The 15,745-nt window shown below is 55.1% G+C and carries 17 protein-coding genes and 1 pseudogene; 5 read left to right on the top strand and 13 right to left on the bottom strand.

Translation table 11 applies throughout. The features are described 5' to 3' along the window. Positions 1-268: 268 nt before the first annotated feature. The 3 genes from D8U61_RS09970 to D8U61_RS09960 all read right to left on the bottom strand — a co-directional run bounded on the left by D8U61_RS09970 (position 269) and on the right by D8U61_RS09960 (position 3,731). On the bottom strand, positions 269-1,663 hold the full coding sequence (locus D8U61_RS09970; protein WP_016775452.1) for an undecaprenyl-phosphate glucose phosphotransferase: 1,395 nt from the start codon (positions 1,661-1,663) through the stop codon (positions 269-271). A gap of 390 nt (positions 1,664-2,053) precedes the next feature. Then, the gene (locus D8U61_RS09965) at positions 2,054-2,713 is read right to left on the bottom strand and encodes a helix-turn-helix domain-containing protein (RefSeq protein ID WP_122699470.1); all 660 of its coding nucleotides are present in this window, start codon (positions 2,711-2,713) and stop codon (positions 2,054-2,056) included. 277 nt (positions 2,714-2,990) lie between these two features. Further along, on the bottom strand, positions 2,991-3,731 hold the full coding sequence (locus D8U61_RS09960) for a winged helix-turn-helix domain-containing protein (RefSeq protein WP_125918355.1): 741 nt from the start codon (positions 3,729-3,731) through the stop codon (positions 2,991-2,993). A 490-nt stretch (positions 3,732-4,221) separates the two neighbouring features. Between D8U61_RS09960 and D8U61_RS09955 the strand changes: the two genes are divergently transcribed. Next, positions 4,222-5,055, top strand: coding sequence for an undecaprenyl-diphosphate phosphatase (locus tag D8U61_RS09955; protein ID WP_016775449.1), 834 nt, complete (start codon positions 4,222-4,224; stop codon positions 5,053-5,055). Here the strand turns inward: D8U61_RS09955 and D8U61_RS09950 are convergent, their stop codons facing one another. Continuing rightward, positions 5,056-5,427 (bottom strand): DUF2388 domain-containing protein, encoded by a 372-nt coding sequence (locus D8U61_RS09950; RefSeq protein ID WP_130926857.1) that lies wholly within the window; start codon positions 5,425-5,427, stop codon positions 5,056-5,058. Between the two features lie 75 nt (positions 5,428-5,502). After that, positions 5,503-6,513: a tRNA dihydrouridine(20/20a) synthase DusA gene (dusA, locus tag D8U61_RS09945; RefSeq protein WP_130926856.1), complete on the bottom strand. Its 1,011-nt coding sequence runs from the start codon at positions 6,511-6,513 to the stop codon at positions 5,503-5,505. 103 nt (positions 6,514-6,616) lie between these two features. On the opposite strand from dusA, the pseudogene D8U61_RS09940 reads away from it, so the two are divergent. From D8U61_RS09940 to D8U61_RS09930, 3 genes and pseudogenes are all read left to right on the top strand, one after another. Next, a pseudogene (locus D8U61_RS09940) lies at positions 6,617-6,736 on the top strand (site-specific integrase); the annotation flags it as partial. A 249-nt stretch (positions 6,737-6,985) separates the two neighbouring features. After that, a complete protein-coding gene (locus D8U61_RS09935) occupies positions 6,986-7,915 on the top strand; it encodes a hypothetical protein (protein ID WP_130926855.1) in 930 nt (309 codons plus the stop codon). A 1-nt stretch (position 7,916) separates the two neighbouring features. Beyond that, a complete protein-coding gene (locus D8U61_RS09930; RefSeq protein ID WP_130926854.1) occupies positions 7,917-8,411 on the top strand; it encodes a hypothetical protein in 495 nt (164 codons plus the stop codon). 94 nt (positions 8,412-8,505) lie between these two features. On the opposite strand, the gene D8U61_RS09925 is transcribed toward D8U61_RS09930, so the two are convergent. Genes D8U61_RS09925 through D8U61_RS09915 form a run of 3 tightly spaced genes read right to left on the bottom strand, consistent with a single transcriptional unit; the run spans position 8,506 to position 10,042 of the window. After that, positions 8,506-8,793: a hypothetical protein gene (locus D8U61_RS09925; protein WP_130926853.1), complete on the bottom strand. Its 288-nt coding sequence runs from the start codon at positions 8,791-8,793 to the stop codon at positions 8,506-8,508. Beyond that, positions 8,790-9,503 (bottom strand): peptidoglycan recognition family protein, encoded by a 714-nt coding sequence (locus tag D8U61_RS09920; protein WP_130926852.1) that lies wholly within the window; start codon positions 9,501-9,503, stop codon positions 8,790-8,792. Before D8U61_RS09920 ends, D8U61_RS09925 begins: the two co-directional genes overlap by 4 nt. A gap of 5 nt (positions 9,504-9,508) precedes the next feature. Further along, a complete protein-coding gene (locus tag D8U61_RS09915; protein ID WP_130926851.1) occupies positions 9,509-10,042 on the bottom strand; it encodes a PAAR domain-containing protein in 534 nt (177 codons plus the stop codon). A 439-nt stretch (positions 10,043-10,481) separates the two neighbouring features. Here D8U61_RS09915 and D8U61_RS09910 point away from each other — a divergent pair, with 439 nt between their 5' ends. After that, positions 10,482-10,844 carry a DUF6124 family protein gene (locus D8U61_RS09910; protein WP_130926850.1) on the top strand — a complete coding sequence of 121 codons (363 nt, stop codon included), beginning with the start codon at positions 10,482-10,484 and terminating at the stop codon, positions 10,842-10,844. Positions 10,845-10,937: 93 nt separating this feature from the next. Here the strand turns inward: D8U61_RS09910 and D8U61_RS09905 are convergent, their stop codons facing one another. Genes D8U61_RS09905 through D8U61_RS09885 form a run of 5 tightly spaced genes read right to left on the bottom strand, consistent with a single transcriptional unit; the run spans position 10,938 to position 15,643 of the window. Then, entirely contained in the window at positions 10,938-11,726 is a 789-nt protein-coding gene (locus D8U61_RS09905; protein ID WP_130926849.1) for a transporter substrate-binding domain-containing protein, read from the bottom strand. Positions 11,727-11,784: 58 nt separating this feature from the next. Continuing rightward, the gene (gene copD, locus D8U61_RS09900) at positions 11,785-12,654 is read right to left on the bottom strand and encodes a copper homeostasis membrane protein CopD (RefSeq protein WP_130926848.1); all 870 of its coding nucleotides are present in this window, start codon (positions 12,652-12,654) and stop codon (positions 11,785-11,787) included. Between the two features lie 3 nt (positions 12,655-12,657). Continuing rightward, positions 12,658-13,032: a copper homeostasis periplasmic binding protein CopC gene (gene copC, locus D8U61_RS09895; protein WP_056791417.1), complete on the bottom strand. Its 375-nt coding sequence runs from the start codon at positions 13,030-13,032 to the stop codon at positions 12,658-12,660. Between the two features lie 32 nt (positions 13,033-13,064). Then, positions 13,065-13,934 carry a copper resistance protein B gene (locus D8U61_RS09890; RefSeq protein WP_130926847.1) on the bottom strand — a complete coding sequence of 290 codons (870 nt, stop codon included), beginning with the start codon at positions 13,932-13,934 and terminating at the stop codon, positions 13,065-13,067. A gap of 11 nt (positions 13,935-13,945) precedes the next feature. Next, the gene (locus D8U61_RS09885; protein WP_130926846.1) at positions 13,946-15,643 is read right to left on the bottom strand and encodes a copper resistance system multicopper oxidase; all 1,698 of its coding nucleotides are present in this window, start codon (positions 15,641-15,643) and stop codon (positions 13,946-13,948) included. Between the last annotated feature and the right edge of the window lie 102 nt (positions 15,644-15,745).

The raw sequence follows: 15,745 nt of genomic DNA, 5'->3' as shown, positions 1-15,745 counted from the left end.
CGCCATCGCCTGACACACCGCTTTCGCGAGCAGGCTCGCTCCCACAGGGGGTTGTGTTACAGCACAGTTTTCGACCCTAACCCTGATCCCTGTGGGAGCGAGCCTGCTCGCGAATGGTCCGGCACATCCAACATCTCCATCGCCTGACACACCGCTTTCGCGAGCAGGCTCGCTCCCACGGGGGCGCACCTGTAGTCGATACTGGTTACCCAAATCCCGCCCACAAAAAAGGGGACTTTCGTCCCCTTGTGATCTGCAGCGCTGAACCTCAGTAAATATCCTTCGACAACAACGTAAACGGCGTCTTCACCAGGATCTTCAGATCCAGCCACAACGACCAGCTGTTGATGTACTGCAGGTCGATCTCGACACGCTTCTGCATCTTGTCGATGGTGTCGGTCTCACCGCGGCAGCCACTGATCTGTGCCAGGCCAGTGATGCCCGGTTTGATTCGGTGGCGGGCCATGTAAGCGAGGATCTTGCCCGAGTAGTAATTGTTATGCGCCACCGCATGCGGCCGTGGACCCACCAGCGCCATGTGCCCCTGCAACACGTTGAACAGTTGCGGCAACTCATCCAGGGAAGTGCGGCGAATAAAACGGCCTACTGCGGTAATGCGCGAGTCATTGCGGCTGGCCTGTTTCACTTCGCGGTCATCGTGGACACGCATCGAGCGGAATTTCCAGACCTTGATCACCTTGCCGTTCCAGCCATGGCGGTCCTGCTTGAAAAATACCGGGCCGGGCGAGTTGATTTTCACCGCCAGAGCGATGATCAACAGCAGCGGACTGAGCGCGATGATCGCCAGGAATGCCACGGTTTTCTCAACCAGACTCTTGCTCAGAGCAGCGGTGGGGCGGCTGGTCAGCGGGCTTTCGTTGAGGTAAATCGCCGGCAAGCCGTCCACGACTTTCACCGAATGATTGAGCAGGGTCAGGCTGTTCAAGTCCGGCACCCACACCACATCGACGTTGGCGCCGAGCAAATCGACATACATCGCTTCGATTTTCGCGGCTTCGCACAGCGGCAGAGTAATGTAGAGGCGGCGGATGTCGTGGGCTTCGATCAGCTCAAGCAACTCGTCCTGAGCGCCAACGACACGCGGTGCATCCGAGGCGAGAACAGGTTTGTCACCGTTGCTGACCAGACCGATCAGCGGCAGGTTTTCCAGTTGGCTGAGTTTCTTCGCCAGGCCCAACGCCAGTTCGCCAGTACCGACGATCAACGTCCGGTGTTCGCTTTTACGCGAACGCTGGTAGTACTTGGAAAACGCATGCAGCGGCGCGTAGAGGAACGCCTGACCGAGGAAGCCATACACCGCCCAGCTGAGAATCACCTGACGGGAAAACAGCTCATCGGCCTGGCAGACAAACGCGATGCACGCCAGCGCGGCCATGGTCATCGACCAGCCCATGAACAAGCGGCCGAGGCCGGTCAGGTAGTTGTCGCGTTTGCGATAAACGCCGCTGAATGTGTAAGCCGGCACCGAAGCCAGGACGGCGAGGGTGGCGCACATTCGGTAGTAGAACGCGACGGTGCCGGTGTGCTGTTCAGCGAGAATGAACAGCAGCGTCACAACGAAAGCCTGTGCCAGCGCCCATTGGCCCCAAAAGGTCAGTCCCTTGAGGCCCGTGCTTCGATTAATACTGAGAGAAAGATCCATACGATATCCCCAAAAGACGTCCATTCAGGTTTCAACAGTTGAAAGCCGAGTTGTTATGCAGACTTATTGTTTTTGTTTTAGCGAGTGTCTTGAGGTAACAACATCGAGAGCCGAACTGTCGTCAGCCAATAGACTAAGTTATTGCCGGGAATGGTGTCTGACGAGTTCTAACAAGATGGCACAGTGCCAACTTTTAATAATTAAATAGATGGCTGTTAGAAAAGGTCGCAGAAAGAGGGATGAAAAAGCGGGGACGTATTTGTTACTGTTTGAGGGTGGAGGCAGGGAAAGCTTTTATTGAATCAGGGAGGGAAAACCAAACAGAGTGCTCTTCTTGTTGTTGTAGTCGCACTTTATATCTGTTTGTCTTGGTTTGTGTGTCGCTTGTGATTAAGCAACGACTTCCTGGATCAGGCAATATCCGCGATTTCTTACGGCTCGGAACAATCGCTCGCCATTACTTGCGCTCTTGAATTTATCCTGCAATCGGCTCAGGCACATTTCCAGGCCACGGTATTGCTCGGGTTCCCGACCAATGCTGATGATCAAGTCATCACGACTGACCACGCGCTCTTCATGGCTCAGCATTTTCCTGACCAGAGCGGTTTCCAAACCAGTCAGGCTGATCGCAACATTGTCCTTGAGCAACACGCCTTGTTCATCGTCAAGATGCCAGGTGTCGCTGCAAGGCTCAGTGCTCTCGCAGACATTGGAGATATGAGCGCGTTCTGCACTGCGTGTCGGGAAGCTTTGAAACGGATTGTCTGTTTGCGCAGCTCGCCATTCATTTTCAAGAGTGGCCAGTATGCGTTGAGTATCATGTTCGATACTGCGCGCAACATTCTTTCGGCTGAGGCTTGGGTAACTGAACTCCATGACCATCGGGGCGGAAGAGGGCGAAGCAACACCTTCAACAAACATTTGTGCCTGCGACGTGCCAAACGAATTGAAACGCTCACTGGACAAGATGCTTTCCAGTTCACGTTGCGACGTTGTGCTGTGCGTCACAACAACAAAATATTTTCTGGGGAGGGTTGTACTCGTTTCCATGTCTCTCTCCTAAATACACACCAAAATTGGCTAAAAGATAAATCGGCAGGCGAGCAATGACTTCCTCGGAAGTAATCGTAGGCAGGGTTCTGGCCGAAAATGGCCATCGATAAATTCCACTCGATCTGCTGCTATGTTATGGAGTTTTATTGTTATGTGGCGTGATGCCGTGCTCATTCAAGTGCTTGAGTTTTAATAAGTATGAGGCGCAATTGAAACGATATGGCTGCATCAGACGATCCTTCGTACGTATGCAAAAGGGAAGACTGCCCGAGACTCAGGCAGTCGATATCAGGCCCCGCATCAGGCGATAGCCGTAGCCGCGGATGCTCTGAATCGCGTTTGTACCATACATGTCCTTGATTTTTCCACGCAAGCGACTGATTGATTTTTCCAGTGCCCGAGGGTCGTAGAAATTGGTGTTGAGGCCCATGATGCTGGCGATTTCATCATGACTCAGAATGTGATTGCCGGTGTGCGCAAAGGCCTCGAGGATCTTCATTTCGGCGAAAGAGATATCCAGTTTGCGCCGACTGTCCATCAGGCAGATCCGCGTCGGATCAAGCGTGAGATTGATATCTCGTTGCCAGTCTTCGCTGTTGAAGAACTCCGCGAGCAAGTCTTCGCTGTCATCGCTCAATGTGTTGAGCTTGATACAGGCATCCGCCCCGGCGAGGAAATATTTGATCTTGTTGACGGCACCGCGGCCGGTAACGACAGCGCAAATAAGTGGCTTCAAGTTGTCATCGCGCAGGGTCTGCACCAGGGCCAGATTTTCTTCGATGGCTTGTGGACTATCGATGATGACGAAAATGGCGCGATAGGAACCTATGTAGCCGTGCTGTTTATATGAACTAGTGAAAGCACCTGTTTCCAGGGTCATATCGGGTTGCACGTGCTTTGCGATCAGCGATCTGAAATGATCAGCCACACCCAGTGTACGACCCAGCGCAAGAACACCGGATTCATCATTTGTCGGGCGCGGACTTCTCGTCGCCAAGTTCCCTGAGAGCATCATGCGTTGACTCGAATTAGGTGCTGACATCGGGATGTTAAAGCACCGGTTCTCATCTGTGACTGACAATTGGTAACATTTGTGCGGATTTTAGACGTGTCTCCCGAGTTTTCTAACAATAACTAAGCTTTTCAGGCTTTTAGTTGATTTTCTCGGGCTTGTGAACTAACGCGTAGATGATGGCTATATGCAATGGTGCCACTATTTTGAGCTTGTGGCGATGGCTTTGTCTATGTCCTTTTGCCATTGATTGGCCATGTCAACAATATGTGAGGTTGATCACACTTCATATCTGAACTGAAACATTTGTTGTAATAGATGTAAATTTTTTCCGTTTAGTTCGTCGGCCGACGATTACTAACAGCTCTTGAGTCTAACTCTGCATAAACCCTATTCTTCCGGATCGGCGAATCGCTGTATGAATTACTTCAGATACTCAACCCCTGAGTGTTATTGACTGGTCGCTCACCCTGAGTGCTCTGACGGAGGATTAATGGATTTCTGGACCCTTTTCCAGGTGTTGATATTAGGCGCGGTAGAAGGCTTGACCGAGTTCTTGCCCATTTCAAGTACCGGCCACCAGATTATTGTCGCCGACCTGCTCGAGTTTGGCGGCGAACGCGCGATGGCGTTCAACATCATTATTCAACTGGGGGCCATTCTTGCTGTGGTCTGGGAATTTCGTCCGAAGATCTTCGAAATCGTCAAAGGCCTGCCCACCGAGCGCAACGCGCAACGTTTCACCCTTAATCTGCTGATCGCGTTTTTCCCGGCCGTTATCCTCGGCGTGTTATTCGCCGACGCGATTCATGAATACCTGTTCAACCCAATCACCGTTGCGGTGGCCCTGGTTGTTGGCGGCATCGTCATGTTGTGGGCCGAACAGCGCAGCCATGTAGTCAGCGTCGAACATGTCGACGACATGCGCTGGTCCCACGCGTTGAAGGTCGGTTTCGTACAATGTCTTGCGATGATTCCCGGCACCTCGCGTTCCGGCTCGACCATCATCGGCGGGCTGCTCTTCGGCCTATCGCGCAAAGCCGCCACCGAGTTCTCGTTCTTCCTCGCCATGCCGACCATGGTTGGCGCCGCCGTTTATTCCGGCTACAAATACCGCGACCTGTTCCAACCCAACGACCTGCCAGTCTTCGCCCTCGGCTTCGTCACCGCGTTCATCTTCGCCATGATCGCCGTACGCGGCTTGCTCAAGTTTATTGCCAACCACAGCTATGCCGCGTTCGCGTGGTACCGGATCGGTTTTGGATTGTTGATTCTGGCGACGTGGCTGTTTGGTTGGGTCAACTGGACCGCCGCAGCGGCCGCCTGATCACTGCGCGCTGATCAACGCCGCCACGGCGAGATCGTTTAACGTCGAATCCGACGACTCCTGACGAAAGCGCTGCAAGGCCGAGTTGAAATACGCGGCTTGCAGCATGCCGTCGCTGGCCAGATAGAGTCGCGCGTCTTCTTGCTCCTCGGCAGAGTAAACACGCTTGTGACTGTCGGTCGTTTCCTGGCTAGACGAAATAGGTGCGAGGATTAAAGACACCAAAGTGAAGCCGGAAAGCTGCGTCACCTCCCACGGCGTATCGGTACGGCCCATGCAAAAGCCATCGCAGTGCGCATAAACGTCGGAAGTGAAGCTGAACAAGGCGAGGAGGGTGAAACGCTTGAAACCTGAAAAAGTAAACGCGGGCATAAACAAAAGACATCCTGTCAGTACATCAAAATACCGGGCAACGCTCATGCGCCGCCCGCACACTCAAACCATCAATCAACGCCCTTCAAGCAACTCAGCCGCCTGATCCAGCAACGCCAGCGGATCCTTGGCCTTGTGAATATCCACCGACAACAACTGACGAAACTTGCGCGCCCCGGGGAACCCTGTGCCCAGGCCCAGCACATGCCGAGTGATGTGATGCATCGCACCACCGGCCAGCAAATGCTCGGCGATATAAGGCCGCAACTGCGCCAACGCCTCAGCCCGACTGATCACCGGAGCGGTACTGCCGAACAGTTGCTGATCGACCTCCGCTAGCAGATAAGGATTGTGATAAGCCTCACGCCCCAACATCACGCCATCGAACGTCTGCAGATGCTCATGGCAGGCCTCCATGGTCTTGATCCCGCCGTTCAGCACAATCTCCAGCTCCGGAAAATCCGCCTTCAACTGCGCCGCCACGTCATAGCGCAACGGCGGAATGTCGCGATTCTCCTTCGGCGACAACCCCTCGAGGATCGCAATCCGCGCATGCACGGTAAAACTCGTGCATCCGGCATCCCGAACAGTGCCGACGAAATCGCACAGCTCGGCATAACTGTCGCGCCCGTTAATGCCGATCCGGTGCTTCACCGTCACCGGAATCGACACCGCATCACGCATCGCCTTCACACAATCGGCCACCAACTGCGGATGCCCCATCAGGCACGCGCCGATCATGTTGTTTTGCACACGATCACTCGGGCAGCCGACGTTCAGGTTCACCTCGTCGTAGCCATGTTCCTGCGCCATGCGCGCGCAGGCGGCGAGATCGAGCGGAACACTACCCCCGAGCTGCAACGCGAGCGGGTGCTCGGCTTCGTTGTGACGCAGGAAACGTTCGTGGTCACCGTTGAGCAACGCGCCAGTGGTGACCATTTCGGTGTAGAGCAGGGCGTGCTTGGACAGGAGGCGCAGGAAGTACCGGCAATGGCGGTCCGTCCAATCCATCATGGGTGCCACACTGAAGCGCCGAGACGGCTCAGGCGTTGGTTTTACTGGGCTAAAGCTCGGATTCTGGACCATTTTACTCAACGTGTTTTCGGCGTGTTTTTGGGCGTTTTCAGGCGTTTTTCAGGTCTCGGTGGTACGAAGTACCACTTCAAAACCAACGCGTACCACTTCCGATATGGCAGCGATCAGGGCAAGAAAACTGGCGGATGGGTCTGTGAGCTACACCGCTCAGATCCGCCTCAAGCGTGATGGGGTGCAAGTCTACCAAGAGAGCCAGACCTTCGTCCGGAAACAGGGGCGTACGTTGGAATTGAAACTGGGTAATTTTTTTGCGATGGAGAAAGCACAAGAAGGTCGCGCGGCGGACGGGAAGATGATCGGGGGCTACCTTGGCGAGTACTAGCAGAGATCTTGTACGTAACCAAGATGCGAGCAGGATCATCCTGCCGGGTGTCGACAAGTGATTGCATATTGAGATCATTGTCGAAAAAAGGTAGGTTGCCCATCAGTGCTACGTTTTTACACCTCGCTGAAGGATATGTTTGTGAAAGGAATCAAGCCTTTTTTAGTTTTGCGATATTCGCTCGTCGAAAATAAGCAGGGAGCTCTTGTCCCTACGCCTTTACCTAAACCTAAGGGTGGAGTGGTGGTGGCAGCACTTCAGGACGATGGTCGTGAATTCGTAAAAAATAAGGTTCGCTACAGCTTTGTGGGATTCTCATATGTTGAACCCGTAGCTGATGAGTTTCCTAAAGGCCGCTTTTTGGTTGGGAAAACAGCAAAACATAAGCTGACAAAAGTAGGGGATAAAGTCCCCGGTGATATAGTTGCTCATGATGCTGACGATTGGGTTCCGGTGATCACAGTGGTGGATGTTGCAGATCAGTATATTTTTGTTCAACATGATTGGCGGTTCGGGTCGGACGAACAAATTGCAAATGCCATCCAGGCTGGGCTTAAAGATCCAATATTAAATGAGTTTAATTATTCAATTTTCATCGAGCCCAAGACGGTTAAGGGCAAGTTCTGGGACGTAATAAAAACCCATAAAAAGATATTTGAGATCGAGTTGGAGCTTATCTCTCCCAACATTCTTGAAACAAATATCAGAGCTCGCGATGCTCTCAAGGCAGTGAAACAGCTCTTTGGGCAGGACGAGGTCAAGATCTCCCTAAGCAATGAATACGGAGATTTAAAGGTACCAGCTTCGCCGGTTGAGGACTACATCGATTATATTGAAGAAGGTGAAGGCAAATGGAGTGTGACCACGGAGGGCGGACAAAATGGCAGGCAGATTCATAAAAGCTCATCTGCCATCGTGAAAATTGATCTGAGTGTCCCTTCGGATGACGTGGTAATGCAGGAAGGGCAATTGGAGCTGGAAACAGGTCAACCTGCACCGGGGCGTTACGCGAATGACGCTCGAATAGTGGCTGACGTTTATTCCGCTATCAGTGAGTTGTTGAGGCGCTAATATGATTCGCCTGTTGTTTTTGTCCTTAACGTCGTTCGCGCTAAGCTATCTTTCGTTATGGGGGACGGATGGCGCAGTCAGTTTACTCTTCAGCAATTACAATCCGCTTTTGTTTGTATTGGGAGCGTTATTCGGGGCCCTGTCACTTGCTTTTTTCAATTTTGTTGAAGGGGTGATGAAAGATGTTCCAAAAGCATTAAGGGTGAAAAACGCTGAAGCATATTTAGGCGTAATTAAAACGCTGACTGATCTAAAGAGAGAAGTTATCGTTAATGTGATGCTAGTGGTAGTGCTCCTAGTGGTGGCGTATGCCGCAGGTGCTGTCTACGACTTGATAACTTTACAAGAGCCGAATTTTGAAAAACGCTGGATATGGAGTGTTTTGTCAATTCGTGGCGCTTGTGCGTTGAATGTCTTGGTTGTAATTGTTTTGCAAGCGGGAGGTTTTGTCACAGCTAACCACCTACGCGCTCAAATATCGATGAATGGGGATTAGTATGGGTATGCTAAAGTTCTGCATTATATTCTGTTCGACGTGACACCGATTTCTCCATGGTCAGCGTTTTCCGTACTGTCTGGGATGTTAAGACTTATCTGTGCTTGCATCTTTCAAGCTCTTTTTGGCTACTCAAGCGAGTAGTCACGCCAAGCCGATATTTGCAGTACTGAATAACCAGCTGCCGCTCCTTCTCGCTTAACTCACCTATGGTTTTGTCATCTGATTCATAAGCGAAAATATTCTCGAATTTCAATTGAAATGTCGGACTTTTCTTGATGAAGAACACTTTTTCCGGATAAGCGTCTTCCATCTTTTCATAGAAGCCGACGTATAGGACAACGACACAGATAATTGTGGAGATGATAAGAAGCGATTTCATGACGAAGGCGGTCGCAAGAGTTTGGTTTTGATTCGAAGGTTTTTTACCAGCTCCATGCCAATATTGCCGGGACAAATCTTCCCTTCGCCGGCCTGCATGGGGAATTCACGATGTCCTCCTAACGTCGTTACCCTGAAAACACTGGTCAGGGCCTGAATCAACTTCAGAAGAGTGTCAATCTGAATGGCAGGAATTTTCTGATCCATATTGCCATTGAAGGTTTCAAGAGCCTGACGGGCAAGAGCCACCATGTCTCCACCTTCGTCGGCAGTCGTCAGGTTCTCCAGCAAAACGATCCCAATTACACCAGTGTTGTAGTTATGTACGCTTGAGCCTTTGAATCGTATGTCACGTCCTTCAAAGACTTTACCCGTGCAGTCGATACCATAGTGATAGCCGATGTCATCAAACTTGGCTTGATGCTCACTTTGGATTGCCCGCATTTGTCCTGCCCCAGCACCGCAACCCATACTCCGGCCGGCATGGTGAAGGGCGATCATTGAGTAGTCCCAATCATCGACCATTTCGCCTTTTGCTTTATGTGCTCCCCAAGAGGATCTTTCCACAAATTCGCATTTGTTTTTGTGGAGAAGCCTGATAATCGCTTCCCTTGTTGCAGCTCTATCGTTGACCGTGATAATCGTGGGGACAATTGGCGCGCCTGGTTTGATTTCCGCTGCTTTTGCTTCAGTAGTAAATTGTTCGGCCATAGTGTTCAATCCGTGAGTTCGCTGAGCGTCCGAGCTGGTGAGGTGAAGTCGATGGTAATTGAAATAGGAGCATCTTTTACTTGGGTCTTAACGGTCGCTGCTCCTGCACTATCAGTGACACCGGTAATCTTCTGACCATTAACGATTGCGCTGAAATTCCTTCCCGCCAAGGGCTGGCCTGTTTCGCTGTCAACAATGCTGAAGGTGTGCCCATACGTTGTCTGCAGTAATAGGGGAAGCGGTGCAGTAAACGGTGCCGGACTATGCGAGTCACCGATAATCACAGTGCCCGAGCCGCCGATGACGATGTCTCCATGGGTGCCTACCGTACCTACCAAGGCAGCATTCTTGCCGTTGATAAACACAGTCGAGGACACTGCTGACGCCAAAGCGCTGCCGCAGGTGCAAGTATCGCCTTTGGTCGCGGCTGCAAGACCGTCGAAGAAAACATCGGGAGATCCGGACGCGATAGCTTTCGGACCGTGTCCAGGGATAGGGCATTTGGTGGGATCGGTAATACGAGCCGCTGGCTTTGCCATGTTTGACTTCCTGTCTACGATTTTGCCAAGTGGAACTGTATCAGACTCGATTTGAACTTTGGCTCGGGATTTTTAAACGGTTGCGCAGGCGCTTGTTTAAATCTGACTGGTGAAAGTCATCCGAAGCCTACCTTGTCTTGCGCCTCCCCCTACGGCTAAGACAGAATCCGCCGGCTTGTGCGTCTAGCCTGCGGGTTTTATCTTCCCTGGGTCACTGAAATCAGTGATCGGGTTTGGTAGCCCGCTTCGTGTCTAGATGCATTGCGTCACCTGATTCAGGCCGCTTCTCAGCGCTCGATATCATGGTGGTCATGCGTGGGGTCCATTCGTGGGCGCCGGGTTCTAGTGCGACCGGTCTACCAACCCGCGTGTGGCCGCCACCCTTCGTTTGGTAGCGAGGGTGAAGGCTTCTTTTGTAATCGCGCTAGAGGTTTCATCCATGTTTAAAGTTACACCCCACCCGCCGGACACCAATCCCGCATCCCCCTACAAATCCCCAGACTCAAAAAAACTCCACGACGCCGCCGAGCGTGCGCTGGACTATTACCTGCCGCCCGCCAGTCACATCAAAGCCTCCACCAACCAGCCCGAACGCATGTTCCTCGCCAACCCGGCTTACGACAGTGAGTCCCTGTTGGCCAACGCCAGCGAATCACTGGGTTCGGCCAGCACCATGCTCAACGACTTCGCCGCGTTGCTGGAAAACTCGCAGCGCAAGAAGTTATTGGGCATCGCCCAGGTAGTGATGCTTGGAGAGATCGCAGTGAATCAGGCGTTGGACAAAGTTGAAGTGAAGGCTTGAAGCGAACCTCGCGGTGACGGAGCGCTTATCCGTCACCGCGAGGCTATATGGTTAGCTGAACAGTCGCCGTCACCGCTGCACGACGATTAACCGTTATTGCCCCGGCACCGCAATCCACTCACCCAACGTCTGCTGATACTTGCCAGTGACCTTGCTCAAGTGCAGCCACTGATCGACATACAGTTTCCAACTCATGTCATCGCGCGGCAGCAAGTAAGCCTTCTCCCCGTACTGCATGTACTTATGCGGATTCACAGCGCACAACCCCGGTTTGAGTTTCTGCTGATACAGCGCTTCCGAGGCGTCGGTGATCATCACGTCGGCTTTGTTGTCGAGCAGTTGCTGGAAGATCGTCACGTTGTCGTGCAAGGCCAGTTGCGCCTTGGGCAGGAAGGCGTGGACGAAGGCTTCGTTGGTGCCGCCGGCAGGTTCCACCAGGCGCACGTTGGGCTGGTTGATCTGGTCGATGGTCTGGTATTTGGACTGGTCGGCGCAGCGCACCAGCGGGATCTTGCCGTCGGTGTCGAGGGTGTTGCTGAAGTAGGCTTTTTTCTGCCGTTCCAGTGTGACCGAGATGCCGCCCATGCCGATGTCGCATTTGCCGGCCTGCATGTCGGGCATCAGGGTTTTCCAGGTGGTCTGCACCCATTGCACCTTGACGCCGAGGCTGTCGGCCAGGGAGCGGGCCATGCTGATGTCGATGCCTTCGAAGTCGCCATCGCTGCGCTTGAAGGTGTAGGGCTTGTAGTCGCCGGTGGTGCAGACACGCAACTGGCCTTGTTGCTGGATGCTGTCGAGGTGGGACGTGGCGGGGTCGGCGTGAGCGCCAGTCGCCAGGGTCAGCAGGCCGCCGAGGATCATCGTGCTTTTTAGTGTTGTCATTGAGATCGGGCTTCTGAAAGGGAAGGTGGCCCAGTGTAGTGAAAGCTTTCCACGGGTGTCATCCCGGGTCCGGACTCAATGTGCCCAGCCACGCCACCAGCGCCACGATCAACAGGGCAAGGGCCAGCTCCATCACCACACTGCGTCGCAGCGCTTTCGCGGCGATGAGGTGCTGGCCGTCGCGCAGCGATTGTTGCAGTGACGGTCCAAGATGAAAGCGGTTCAACGCAGCGAGCACCAGCATCACGGCAAACGCCAGCACCTTGATCGCCAGCAGCTGCCCGTAGGTCCCGAACAGCACTCCGTCGAGCCTTGGGCCGACGATGAAAAGATAATTCATCACGCCGGTGACCGACACCGTCAGCACGATCACCGCGCCCACCCATTCGAAGCGTTTCACTGCACCGGCGAGCAGGCGAAGGCGTGTGTCACCGATCCGCCCGCTCGCCATCAACACCAGCGCCAGTAAGGCACCCAACCACGCTCCCGCCGCAAGCAGGTGCAAGATGTCGCTGAGAAAGTGCCAGAACCGCAGCCATCCTTCGTCCATCGCGCCATGCCCGCTCCACGCCAGCGAAGCGAGGGCAATGGCGCCTGCCAACGACGCTGGCCAAAGACCCGGTCGGATCACCACGATGGCCAACGCTGTCATCCGCAGCACCCACGCCAGGCCGACGTCCGTGTCCAGCAGCATCATCTGCAGGTGTGGCCACAATGCCGCGAGCTGTGTTTCGCCACTCATGGCGCGGGTCATCAGCACCAGTCCGGCCACTGACAGCAATGCCCCTGTCACTGCCATGCCGCGCAACAACGGACGGAACCGCAGCAGCGCGTTGAAGCTGTACAAGCGAAACAACGCCAGCCCGAACAACAGCAGCAAATCCACATACAAGGCGAACCGCAGGATGATGTTGAGCAGGTCCGCCATTGTTCACTTCACTTTGAACGTGACGTTACCGGTGATCGGGTGCGTGTCGGCGGACACCGCGCGCCACTGCACCTGATAGGTGCCGGCAGGCAGCGGGGCGAGCGGGGTGATCAGCATGGTTTTCGGATCGCTGCTGGCGCTGACTTTGGCTTTCATCGGCATCGGCGAGTGAGCCATGCCACCCATTTCGGTCATTACCAGTTTGGCCCCGGAGAACTGCGTGACCAGGTTCTCGGAAAAATGCAGCTCGATCCTGCCCGGCGCGGCGCCTTCCGCGCCTTCGGCCGGCGTTGACGAAAGCAGTTTCGGGTGGGCCTGGGCGAGGGTGCTCAGGAGTAATCCGCTGGCGAATATCAGGGGCAGGGTCAATGTGCGCATGCAAGGTCTCCGGTTTGTTTTTGTAGAAGAATTCAGAACCACAGCCTGACCCCGAGGACCAGGCGCGCCTCACTGCGATCCTCGTCTTCTTCGCGGGCGTAGTCGGCGGTGTTGCCGTAAGTGCGATTCCACGTCACGCCGATATAAGGCGCGAATTCGCGGCGGATTTCATAGCGCAACCGCAGGCCTACCTCGGTATTGGACAACCCTGAGCCGATGCCTCGCTGCGGATCGTTTTTGCCGTAGATGTTGAGTTCTGCGGTCGGCTGCAGGATCAGTCGGTTGGTCAGCAGGATGTCGTAGTCGCCCTCCAGGCGTACCGCACTCTGGCCGCCCTCGCCAATGAAAGCCGTGGCTTCGGCCTCGAAGTTGTACAGCGCCATGCCTTGCACGCCGAACGCGGCCCAGGTTTGCGGTGCGCCGGGTTTGAAGTCCTGACGCACGCCGCTGACCACGTCCCACCATGGTGAAATCGCGTGGCCCCATAGCGCTTGAATTTCCGCGTCTTCAGTCTTGCCGTTGTTGCGCTCGCCTTCAGAGCGCAGCCACAGCCGATCGGTATCCCCGCCGATCCAGCCGGACAGGTCCCAGGCCAAAGCGCTGCCGTCATCGGCGTTCTGCCATTCGAGTTTGTCGGCAAGAAAGTAGCTGTTTATTACGCTGTCATGCACCTGATGACCGCCGGGGCTGATAAACACCGCAGCGCGGTCGGCGTCGGTCACGGGCGCAATCGGCGTGCGGCTTTCGCTGGGCGCGGCGGGCTGCATCATGCCGTCGTCCATGCTTTGCATTGCCGAATGATCCATCCCGGGCATCTGGCTGTGGTCCATGCCGTGCATGGCGTCGGCAGCCATGGCAGAGGTGCCGGCGAGCAGCAGCGAAAACACGCTGAGTCGAGTCATGATCGGCCTCTTCATTCTTCCACCCGCACTTCGCGGAACATGCCCGTTTCCATGTGATAAAGCAGATGACAGTGATAGGCCCAGCGGCCGAGGGCGTCGGCGGTGACGCGATAGCTGCGGCGGCTGCCGGGCGGCATGTCGATGGTGTGTTTGCGCACCTGAAAGTTACCGTTTTCGTCCTCCAGATCGCTCCACATCCCGTGCAGGTGGATCGGGTGGGTCATCATGGTGTCGTTGACCAGCACCAGGCGGATGCGCTCGCCGTATTTCAGCCGTAGAGGCTCGGCATCGGAGAATTTGATGCCGTTGAACGACCAGGCGAATTTCTCCATGTGGCCGGTCAGGTGCAGCTCTATCGTGCGGCCCGGATCGCGGCCGTCCGGGTCCTCGAAGGTGCTGCGCAGGTCGGCGTAGGTCAGCACTCGGCGGCCGTTGTTGCGCAGGCCGAGGCCTGGGTCGTCGAGCTTTGGCGCGGTGATCATGGCCTGCATGTCCACCAGCGGATTATTGTTTTCACTGTCGGGATGGGCTTGCATCGGGCCCAGGGCGGAGTGATCCATGGCGCTCATGTCCATGCTGCCGTGATCCATGCCGCCCATGCCCATGTCGTCCATGCTCACCAATGGACGCGGATCCAGCGCCGGCACTGCTGCCGACATGCCGGGGCGTGTGGCGAGAGTGCCACGGGCGTAGCCGGTGCGATCCATCGCCTGAGCGAAGAGGGTGTAGGCCTCGGTTTCAGGTTCAACGATCACGTCATAGGTCTCGGCCACGGCAATGCGCAGTTCATCGACGCTGACCGGTTTGACGTGCAGGCCATCGGCAGCCACTACCGTCATTTTCAATCCCGGAATGCGCACATCGAAGTAGGTCATGGCCGAGCCGTTGATCAGGCGCAGGCGCAGTTTTTCGCCGGGACGGAACAGCCAGGTGAAGTTGCTATCGGGGGCCTGGCCGTTGATCAAGAAGGTGTACGTGGCGCCACTGACGTCGGCAATGTCGGTGGGATTCATGTTCATTTGCGCCCACATCGTGCGATCGGCAACCGTGGCGCCCCAGCCTTTCTCACCGACATCGTTGATAAAGTCGCCCACGGTGCGTTTGTGAAAGTTGTAGTAGTCGGACTGCTTTTTCAGGGTCTTCATCAGGCTGGCCGGGTCTTCGTCGGTCCAGTCGCTGAGCATCACCACGTAGTCGCGATCGTACTGGAACGGTTCCGGCTCTTTGGCCTCAATGACCAGCGGCCCGTAGACGCCGGCCTGCTCCTGTAAGCCGGAATGGCTGTGATACCAGTAGGTGCCGTGTTGCCGAACCTTGAACTGGTAAACGTACACGCCGCCCGGTTCAATGCCGTGGAAACTCAGGCCCGGCACGCCGTCCATGTTCGCCGGCAGCAGAATGCCGTGCCAGTGAATCGAGGTGTCGGCGGTGAGCCGGTTTCGCACCCGCAGCGTCACGGTATCGCCTTCGCGCCAGCGCAACAGCGGGCCGGGCAGGCTGCCGTTGATGGTCATCGCTGTGCGTGCCGAATCCGTGAAATTGACCGGAGTTTCGCCGATGAACAACTCGAATTCGTTGCCGCTCAGTTCGTTGACGGGCGCGGCGCCGTTCAGCGCCCAGACCGGTGTCCGCCAGAGCCCGAGGCCACCGAGCAAGCTACCGGCGGCCAGGCCTTTGACAAAAGTGCGTCTTGTGAGAATGGAAGGCATGCGCTGGAAATCCCCGTCTGGCTCATGACAGAGAGACTAGCCAGCCCCGGCTTTCAGTTGGCTGAGGCAAACATTACAGTTTTGTCAGTTAACCCGGGCGGC

This window comes from Pseudomonas sp. Sample_14 (assembly GCF_004307515.1).
Lineage (GTDB): Bacteria > Pseudomonadota > Gammaproteobacteria > Pseudomonadales > Pseudomonadaceae > Aquipseudomonas > Aquipseudomonas atacamensis.
Note: the sequence above shows the minus strand (reverse complement) of the source record. Positions and strands in the feature narration are given on the sequence as shown.